Below are 10,010 nucleotides of genomic sequence, written 5' to 3'. Positions count from 1 at the left end.
GATCTTCACGAATAAAGCGGCGATGCGCTGGTCGGGGCGGGCTCGGCTTGTGCGTCCAGCGCCTGGATTTCCTCGATCAGCCGGGTTTCAACGAGTTCGGCCAGGCGTCGCACCGTGGGCGTGCGCAGCAAGGCCGCAGGATGGATTTCGACGCCATAGGCCTGGCGCACGCGCGCCAGCAGCTGTATGGCCATGAGCGAGTCGCCGCCGAGTTCGAAAAGGTTGTCCTCGGCGCCCACGGGAGCCACGCCCAGGAAGCCGCTCCAGAGCGCGGCCAGACCGGTCTCCAGGTCGCCCTCGGGCGCCGCGAAGCCAGCCATGCCACCGGGCCGCGCCTGGGTGGGCGGCGGCCCGGCCGTCGCTGCCGATGCCGCAGGCAGGGCCTGGTCCAGCAACTTGGCAAGGTCCGCGTGGCGGCGCGTCTCCAGGTCGGTGGTGGACACGCAGACATGGGACTGCACAGGGCTGGCCAGGATGTGCTCGAACAGGTGCGCGCCCTGCTCCGGTGCGATGCCCACACCTTCGGGCATGGACGTGCCTGCCGCCATGCCCACGCCGCGCCATCCGTCCCAGCCCACGGAAATCAGCGGCCAGCCGGCCGTGCGGCCATGGGCCACGGCCAGCGCATCCAGGCAGGCGTTGGCGGCCGCATAGTCGATGCGGCCCAGGCCACCCGCCACGGCGGACAGGGAGGAGCACAGCAGCATGAAGTCCAGCGGCTGCCCGTCCAGGGCTGCCAGCAAGGCCCGCGTGCCCTGGAGCTTGGGCGCGAGCACCTGCATCACCTCGTGTGCCCGCTTGTCCGCGAGCATGCCGTCTCCGGCCAGGCCGGCGGCGTGGATGACGCCATGGATGCCGCCATGAATTTCGCCGAACGCGCGCTGCGCCTGCTCCAACGCAGTGCGCAGCTGGGCTTTGCTGCCCACATCGGCCTGCACCGTGCACAGCTGGGCACCCAGCCGTTCCAGCTCCAGCAACTGCTGCAGCCGGGCACGCAGCGCAGGTTCGGTCTGCGCATCCTGCGCCAGTGCCTGCCACTGACCCCGTTCAGGCAGCGGCGAGCGGCCCAGCAGCACCAGCCGGGCCTGCCAGTGCTCGGCCAGGTGCCGGGCCAGCGCAAGCCCCATGCCGCCCAGGCCGCCCGTGATCAGATAGCAGCCGCCACGGCGCAGGCGCGGCGCGGTGGCTGGCGCAGCTGGCGTGACGGCGGGTGCCGTCGGCCCCGCAATGCGCTCGAAGCGCCGGGTCCAGCGGTGCGGGCCGCGCAGGGCCACGCAGGCCGGTGCGGGCTCGCTGAACTCGGCAAGGATGCGCCGCGCCAGCGCGGCCGCCCCATCGGGCTGCTCGCTGTGCACAAGCAGCACATCGACGATGCGGCAGGCCATGCCCGGCAGCTCCTGCGGAATCACGAGGCAGGGTCCGTGGAGCATGGCCTTGGCGGGCTGCAGGGCTTCGGTTCCTGTCACGTCCTCCAGCCCGTCCGTGACCAGCAGCATCTGCAGCCCACCGCCTGCGCGCACGGCGGGCATCGCTTCCAGCGCCTGGGCCAGGGCCAGCGGGCCGAGCAGGCAGCGCTCGGCCGCCTGTGCGTCATCCAGCGTGCCCAGGCTCGATAGATGGCAGATGCGCGCCACGGGACCGACCTCGGCGGCGATCTGTTGCAGGGCATGCGTCCAGTCGCTGCGCTCGGCGATGCGCAGCACATGGCGGGCAGGCCCCAGGCGTTCATGGCGCAGACCCGGTTCGATGCGGACCACGGGCACGGACTGGGTGGCGGACCAGGCCTGCACCAGGGATTCGGCCAGTGCCGATCCGGCCTCGGCCAGCAGCAGCATGCAGCCGCCCGCCGCGGCCGTGGCGGCGCATGCCACAGGCGCGGATCGTTGCCAGACGGGCGCATACAGCCAGTCCAGGGGATCGGTTCCGGAAAGGGCAGCAGGAGAGGCTGGAGATGCCTCAGAGGCCGGCACCGTGGCGGCAACCCAGTGCGATTCGCGCTCGAACGGATAGCCGGGCAAGGGCACGCGGCGCGCGCCCTGTGCGCTGTTCAGCAGCGGTGCCTTGGCCGCGTCAACGCCCGCCGCCCAAAGCTGGGCCAGGCAGCGCGCGGGCTGGTCGGCCTGCAACTCCTCGCGGTTGGCGGCTGCCTGCGAGGCCAGCACGGTGCCTGCGCCAGCCTTGGGATGGCGCCGGACCAGGCCGCCGAGGCCCTGGCCCGGGCCCACTTCCAGCAGGATGCGGTCGCTTTGGTCCAGCAGCGTGTCCAGGCCCTGCGCAAAGCGCACCGTGCCGCGCAGGTGCTGCAGCCAGTAGCGCGGGTCCTGGGCCTCTTCGTCGCGGATCCAGCGGCCGCTGAGGTTGGAGATGAAGGCCATGGCAGGCCGGTTGAATCGAACGCCGGCCAGCTTCTGCGCGAAGGCGTCGAGCACGGGATCGAGCAGCGCGGAATGAAAGGCGTGCGACACCTGCAGTCTGCGCAGCAGCACGCCCGTGCCGGCCAAGGCCTGCTCGGCGGCCGCAATGGCGTCGGGCCGGCCCGAGAGCACGCACAGATCGGCCGCATTGACGGCGGCCAGATCGCAGCCCCGGCCCAGCCAGTGCTGCAGCGCAGTCTCAGGCAGGCCCACCGCCAGCATGGCGCCGGGCTCGGTGGCCTGCATGATGCGACCGCGCGCGACCACCAGGTCCAGCGCATCGTCGAGCGAGAAGACTCCGGCGATGCAGGCCGCCACGTACTCGCCGATGCTGTGGCCCAGCATGGCCTCGGGCTGCAGGTCCCAGGACATCCACAGCCGCGCCATGGCGTACTCGACGATGAACAGCGCGGGCTGCGTGGCCTCGGTGCGCGCCAGCGCCTGCGCGGCCTGGGCATCGTCGGCATGCGCCAGCAGCCAAGGCAGCAGGTCCATGCCGGTCTGCGTCCTCACCCTCTCGCAGCAGCGGTCCACGATGTCGCGGAACACTGGCTCCTGCGCATGCAGGCTGCGCGCCATGCCCGCGTGCTGGGCGCCCTGGCCCGGGAACAGAAAGGCCAGGCCGGGCTGGGGCGAGAGCGCGCTGCCCGTGAAATGCACCAGGGGCGCCGGGTGGTCCAGCGCCTCGATGGCCTGCGGCACGCCATGGGCCAGCACGGCCAGCCGGTGCGCATGGCGCTTGCGGCCCACGCGCAGCGTGTGGGCCACATCGGCCAGGTCCAGGCCCGGGTGCTGAGCCAGATGGCTGGCCAGCCGGCTGGCCGAGGCCTGCAGCGCCTGCGGCGTACGCGCCGACAGCAGCAGCAATTGGGGGGTCCGCCCTGCGCTTTCCGATGGAACGGCCGGCAGCGTGGCCGGAGCTTCCTCCAGCACCACATGCGCGTTGGTGCCGCCCATGCCGAAGGAACTCACGCCGGCACGCCGGGGCAGCGGGCCGGCAGGCCAGTCCTGCGCCGTGGTCTGGACGCGGAAGGGGCTGCCAGCGAAGTCCACGCGCGGGTTGGGCGTGGAGAAGTTCAGGCTGGGCGGCAGAGTGCGGTGGCGCAGCGCCATCACGGCCTTGATCAGGCCGGTCACGCCGGCTGCGGCATCCAGATGCCCCACATTGGTCTTGACCGATCCCAGGGCGCAGTGCCCGGGCGCACGCCCCGTCAGTCCTCCCGCCGCGCCGAAGGCCTGGGTGAGCGCCGCGATCTCGATGGGATCGCCCAGCGTGGTGCCCGTGCCATGGGCCTCGACATAGCCCACGGAAGCGGGCTCGACGCCGGCCATGGCCTGGGCGGCGCGTATGGCCTCGGCCTGGCCGTCCACGCTGGGCGCGTTGTAGCCGATCTTGCGCGCGCCATCGTTGTTCACGGCACTGCCCCGGATCACGGCATGGACAGTGTCGCCGTCGCGCAGCGCCTCGTCCAGGCGCTTGAGCACGACCACGCCCGCGCCGCTGCCCAGCATGGTGCCGTCGGCGCGCGCATCGAAGGCTCGGCAATGACCGTCCGAGGACAGGATGGCGCCCGGCTGGTGCAGGTAGCCCGCGCCCTGCAGCAGGTTGAGCCAGACCCCGCCGGCCAGGGCCATGTCGCACTCCATGCCCAGCAAGGACTGGCAGGCCATGTGCACGGCCACCAGCGAGGTGGAGCAGGCCGTCTGCACGGTCACGGCCGGGCCGCGCAGGTTGAGCTTGTAGGCCACGCGCGTGCACAGGGCGTCGGCCGCGTTGCCGTTGAGCAGGGCGATCAGCTCGGCGATGCCGCCGCTCCACTGGGCACGTCCCAGGAGATGGCGCATGAGGTAGAGATTGGCGCCCGCACCCGCGAACACGCCGGCCGCCACGTCCAGCCGCTCGGCGTCATAGCCCGCATGCTCCAGCGCCTGCCAGGCGCATTCGAGGAAGACGCGCTGCTGGGGATCGATCTGGCCGGCCTCGCGCGGCGTGTAGCCGAAAAAACCGGCATCGAACCAGTCCAGGCCTTCCAGCATCACGCCGGACTTCACGCAGGCGGGATCGTCCAGCAGGGCCTGTTCCGCGCCCTGGGCGCGCAGGGCCTCGTCGCTGAAGGCGGTCACGGATTCGCGGCCTTCGCGGATGTTGCGCCACAGCGCGTCCACGTTGTCTGCGCCCGGGAAGCGTCCGCCCATGCCGATGATGGCGATCTCCACGCCGCTGTAGCCCGCATTCTGGGTACGCATCAATTCACCTCCTCGGTCAGGCCACGGCGGCCCAGCAACGCGGCGCGGCGGCGCTGGGCGCGCGCGTCGGCCTGCTGGTCCTTCAGCCCTTCCTGGGCCGCCCCCGCGCCGCGCTGCGCCTCGATGCAGCGCGCCAGCGTGGCCACGGTCGGGTGCTGGAACATGTCGATCACGGAAAGCCCGCTGCCCAGCGCATCCTCGATCCGCCGGTGCGCGCGTATCAGCAGCAGCGAATGCCCGCCCAGGTCGAAGAAGCTCTCGTTGGCGCCTATGCGTTCGAGCTGCAGCAGCTCGCGCCAGATGGCGGCAATGGTCTCGGCCACACCGCCTTCGGGTGCCTCGAACGGCTGCGCGCCGCCGCCCGATGAATACTGATGCACGGGTGCAGGCAGCGCCTTGCGGTCCACCTTGCCGTTGCTGTTGAGCGGCAGCGCGTCCAGGCGCACAAAAAGGGAGGGCACCATGTAGTCGGGCAGGCTGCGCGCCAGCTGCGCCTTGAGCGCCGCCAGGTCCTGCAGCGCGGCACCTTCACCGGCCAGGTAGGCCACCAGCCGGCTGCCGCCTTCGGCAGAGTCTGCGACCACCACCGCCTCGCGCAGGCCTGGCACGGCCAGCAGGGCGGCCTCGATCTCGCCCAGCTCCACGCGGAAGCCGCGGATCTTGACCTGGTGGTCCAGTCGGCCCAGGTATTCGATCTCACCCTGCTCGTTCCAGCGCACGAGGTCGCCCGTGCGGTAGGCGCGCTCGCCCGCCAGCGCCGAAGGGCTGGCCACAAAGCGCTCGGCCGTGAGCGCGGGCCGGCCCCAGTAGCCGCGCGCCAGCGCCAGGCCACCCAGCAGCAGCTCGCCGGCCACGCCGCGCGGCACGGGCTGCAGGCCTGCGTCGACGATATGCACCTGCACGTTGCCCAGCGGCCGCCCGATGGGCACGGCCTGCGGGCCGGGCTCGCGGCAGTCGTGGTAGGTGACTTCGATGGCGGCTTCGGTCGGCCCGTAGAGGTTGAGCAGGCGGGCTCCCGGCAGCAAGGCCAGTGCGCGGTCGCGCAACTCGGCCGGCAGGGCCTCGCCGCTGCAGACGATGTGCTTCAGGCCCGTGCAGGACGGGGCATGGCCACTGGACAGAAAGGCCTGCAGCATGGACGGCACGAAGTGGATGCAGCTGACGGCATGGCGCTCGACCAGGGCCGCGATGCGCGCAGGATCGCGATGCTCCCCGGGCCCTGCCAGCGCCAGCCGGGCGCCTGTGGACAGCGGCCAGAAGAACTCCCAGAACGAGATGTCGAAGCTGAACGGCGTCTTCTGCAGCACGGTGTCCTGCGCGGCCAGTGGCTGGTGCTGCTGACCCCAGGCCAGGCGGTTGCACAGCGCGCGGTGGCGGTTGCCCGCGCCCTTGGGCAGGCCGGTGGAGCCCGAGGTGTAGATGACGTAGACCAGGTTCTCGCCGTGCAGGGCGACAGCCGGGTCATGGGCTGGCAGGCCGGCCAGATCGATGGAGTCCACCGCCAGGCACAGCGGCTGCAGCGCGAGCGGCAGCCTTGCGACCAGGCCCGACTGGGTCAGCAGCACGCCGATGCCGCTGTCGTCGGCCATGTGGCGCAGGCGCTCGGCCGGGTGCTCGGGGTCCATGGGCACATAGGCGCCACCAGCCTTCATGATGGCCAGCAGGCCGACCACCATGTCCAGCGAACGCTCCATGGCAATGCCGACCTGCACTTCGGGCCGCACACCAAGTGCGATCAGATGGTGGGCCAGGCGGTTGGCGCGCGCATTGAGTTCGCCATAGCTCCAGGAGTCTTCTCCAAAGACCAGGGCCGTGGCCTGCGGGTTGCGGCGCGCCTGCTGCTCGAAGGCGGCATGGACCAGCTCGGGGACGGCATGGCCGCTCTGCCCGCTCTGCCCAGACTGCCAGGCCACCAGCTCGGCACGTTCTTCCTCCGACAGCAGATCCACCTCGCCCACAGTCGCCTCGGGGTGATGGGCCAGGGCCTCGAGCATGCGCAGATAGTGCTGTCCCAGGCGTTCCATGGTGGCGGGCAGGAACAGTTCGGCCGCATAGTCCATGCCCACGCGCACGGCGCCGCCTGCGCGTTCACGTACTTCCAGCGACAGTTCGAACTGCGCCGTGCCTCCGGGCACGGCAGCCGCTTCGGCCGTGCAGCCCGTCATGCGCTCGAAGCCGCGCAAATCCTCATGCACATGGTTGAACAGCAGCTGGAACAGCGGCGGATGCGCCAGGCTGCGCTGGGGCTGCAGGTCCTCCACCAGCTGCTCGAAAGGCAGGTCCTGGTGGGCCTGGGCCTGCAGCGTGGCGTGCCGTGCTGCGGCGAGCACCCGGGCCAGCGGGGTGCGGCCATCGACCTCGGTCTGCAGCACCAGGGTGTTGACGAAGAACCCGATCAGGCCCTGCGTGCCCGCATGCTGGCGGCCCGCCACGGGCACGCCCAGGCGCAGCACCTGCTGGCCCGTATGGCGGTGCAGCACGGCCTGCCAGCCTGCCAGCAGCACCATGAACAGGCTGGAGCCGGCTTCGGCGGCACGCGCGCGCAACGCGTCCACCAGCGGCGCAGGCAGCGCGAAGCCATGCCGGGCAGCCGAGTAGCGGGCCACGGCGGCGCGTGGCCGGTCGCTGGGCAAGGCCAGCACGGGATGCTCGCTGCCCAGTTGCCCGCGCCAGTAGGCCAGTTGCCGCTCGCGCACACCGCCGTCCAGCCAGGCTGCATGCCAGGCGGCGTAGTCGGCGTATTGCAATGCGGGGGCAGCGGGCTCGGCGGCGGCCGCCGCATCACCCAGATGGAGGTATTGCTGCGCAAGTTCGTCCATCAGGTTCTGCAGGGATACACCGTCGGACACGATGTGGTGCATGACCAGCACCAGGCGGTGGTCGCCCGGCGCCAGCCGCATCAGCAGCGCGCGCAGCAGCGGGCCCTGGCCCAGGTCGAAGGGCCTGGCGTGCAGGCGGCGTGCCTCTTCAGCGGCACGCCGCGGCTCGCAGCCCAGGTCCAGCCATTGGAACTCCAGGCCGCCGCTATCCAGCACATGCTGCCGGGCCGACCCGTCGGCGTCAGGCAGGAACACGGTGCGCAGCGCATCGTGGCGTGCCACCAGGTGCTCCAGGGCCGTGTGCAGCCGTTGCGCATCCAGCGTGCCGCCCAGCTGCAGCTCCACCGCCACGTGGTAGGCCGTGCCCGCAGGATCCAGGTGCCAGAGAAACCACTGCCGCTGCTGGGCGTGGGACAGGGGCTGGCTTGCACCAGGGCCGCGCGCCACAGGGCCAGGACGGGGCGTGCCCGTTCCCGCGCCGGCCGCCTGCAGTTCGCGCAGTGCCGCCGCGCAGGCCGAAAGCCGGGGCCGGTCAAAGACCAGGCCTGGCGCAAAGTCCACGCCCCATTGCTGCGACACGCGTGCAGCCAGTTGCACGGCCGATAGGGAGTTGCCGCCCAGCAGGAAGAAATGCGGATCGCCCGCAGGCAGCTCGGCGCGGCGCAGCACCTCGCACCAGAGAACGGCCAGCTCAGTCTCGGTGGCATCGAGCGGCGGGGGGGCGGACTGATCTGCACCGTCATTCGCTGCAGATTCCGTTGCGTCCACGAAGGCACCATGCTCCCAGACCGCATAGGCATCCAGGCTGCGCTGCGCCCAGCCCTTCTTGCAGGCCTGGCGCTGGAGCTTGCCGCTCGATGTGCGCGGCAGGGCACCAGGCTCCAGCAGGACCACGACGGCAGGCGCCTCGCCAAAGGCCGTGGCCACGGCGGCAGCCAGCGCGTCAACCAGAGCCTCTCGCGGCACCAGCTTTTGCAGGCCGCGCGAAATCTCGGCGGCCACGCCTATGCCCTCGCCCGAAGGCCCCTCCACCGCAAACGCGGCTACGCGTCCCTTGCGCACGGCTTCCACCTCAGCCTCGACCACGCGCTCGATGTCCTGCGGGTAGAGGTTGTGCCCGCGCACGATGATCAAGTCCTTGATGCGGCCCGCCACATGGACCTGGCCGCCGTGCACAAAGCCCAGGTCGCCGGTGCGCAGCCAGCGCCGGCCTGCATGCTCGACAAAGGCCTGCTGCGTTTGCTGCGGCTTGCCCCAGTAGCCCTGGCTGATGCTGGGGCCGTGCGCCCAGATCTCGCCCACGCGGCCGGACTCCAGCATCTGCAGGCTGTGCGGATCGACGATGGCCACAGCATGCCCGGGAACGGCGGGGCCGCAGCCCACAAGCGGGGTCTGCGAGGCGCCGGAGCCTGCTTCGGCCCGGCCCTGGCCCAGGGCCTCGGTATCGAAGGCCGTGACCGCAGCGCCTGCTGCGCGCGTGCCGCCGGTGATGAACAGGGTGGCTTCGGCCAGGCCGTAGCAGGCATAGGCCGCGTCGGGCCGCAGGCCGCAGGGGGCAAAGCGCTGCGCGAAGGCCGTGACGGTGTCGGCACGCACGGGCTCGGCGCCCGTGTAGGCCAGCCGCCAGCTCGACAGGTCCAGCTGCGCCAGTTGCGACGGCTTGATGCGCTCCAGGCACATGCGGTAGGCGAAGTCGGGGCCGCCGCTAATGGTGGCGCGGTGGCGCGAGATCAGCTCCAGCCAGCGCACGGGGCTTTCCAGGAAGAGGCGCGGCGAGGTCAGCACCAGCGGCAGGCCGCTGTACAGCGGCTGCAGCAGGCCGCCGATCAGGCCCATGTCGTGGTACAGCGGCGCCCAGGACATGAAGCGGTCGCCCGCGCCTATGTCCATGCGCTGCTGGATGGCAGCCTCGTTGGCGATGAGGTTGCCGTGGCTGACCATCACGCCCTTGGGTGCCGAGGTGGAGCCCGAGGTGTATTGCAGGAAGGCGATGTCGTCGGCAGCCGGCACATGGGGCCGCCAGACGCTGGCATCGGCCGGGTCCACCTGATCGGCGGCCACGGCGGCAATGCCTGCAAAGCGCGCGTCGGCACCGGGCAGGGCCTGCATCACTTCGGCCGTGCTGATCACGCAGGCCGCGTCCGCGTCGCCCACGATGCCCAGCAGCCGCTCCAGATGCTGCACGCGCAGCGACTCCAGCGGCGGCACCGGCACGGCGATCACGCCCGCGTAGAAGCAGGCCAGCATGCTGGCGGCGTAGTGCTCGTCGTTGTCCATCATCACCAGGGCGCGCGCGCCCACGGGGCACAGCTGCTGCAGCCGGCAGGCCAGCGCGCGCACGCGGCGGTCGAACTCGCCATAGCTGTGGCTGCGCTCGACCACGCGGCCGTCCTGCACGGCGGCCACGGTGAGCCAGATGTCGTCGGGCCGCTGCTGCGCCAGGCCCCTCAGGTGCTCGACCAGGCTGGCCGGCGCCTGGCCTGCGGCCGCGATTGCACTTTGTCCACTCAGCATGTCAGCTGCCTCCCGG

The 10,010-nt window shown here is 71.4% G+C and carries 2 protein-coding genes; both read right to left on the bottom strand.

Annotated elements, in window-relative coordinates:
- Positions 1 to 5 precede the first annotated feature (5 nt).
- Positions 6 to 4,661, bottom strand: coding sequence for a type I polyketide synthase (locus tag ACFPFG_RS29015; protein ID WP_380109364.1), 4,656 nt, complete (start codon positions 4,659 to 4,661; stop codon positions 6 to 8).
- Positions 4,661 to 9,994 carry an amino acid adenylation domain-containing protein gene (locus ACFPFG_RS29010; RefSeq protein WP_380109362.1) on the bottom strand — a complete coding sequence of 1,778 codons (5,334 nt, stop codon included), beginning with the start codon at positions 9,992 to 9,994 and terminating at the stop codon, positions 4,661 to 4,663. The genes ACFPFG_RS29015 and ACFPFG_RS29010 overlap by 1 nt, the downstream gene beginning before the upstream one ends.
- Positions 9,995 to 10,010: the final 16 nt, after the last annotated feature.

Origin of the sequence: Delftia deserti, assembly GCF_042653485.1 — a bacterium.
GTDB lineage: Bacteria > Pseudomonadota > Gammaproteobacteria > Burkholderiales > Burkholderiaceae_C > Comamonas > Comamonas acidovorans.
The sequence above is the reverse complement of the archived record's forward strand: the minus strand, read 5'-3'. Positions and strand labels throughout refer to the sequence as shown.

Bases quoted from the DNA above. Each gene is read 5' to 3' on its own strand.
- ACFPFG_RS29015 (WP_380109364.1), bottom strand. From the start codon at position 4,661: ATGCGTACCCAGAATGCGGGCTACAGCGGCGTGGAGATCGCCATCATC.
- ACFPFG_RS29010 (WP_380109362.1), bottom strand. From the start codon at position 9,994: ATGCTGAGTGGACAAAGTGCAATCGCGGCCGCAGGCCAGGCGCCGGCC.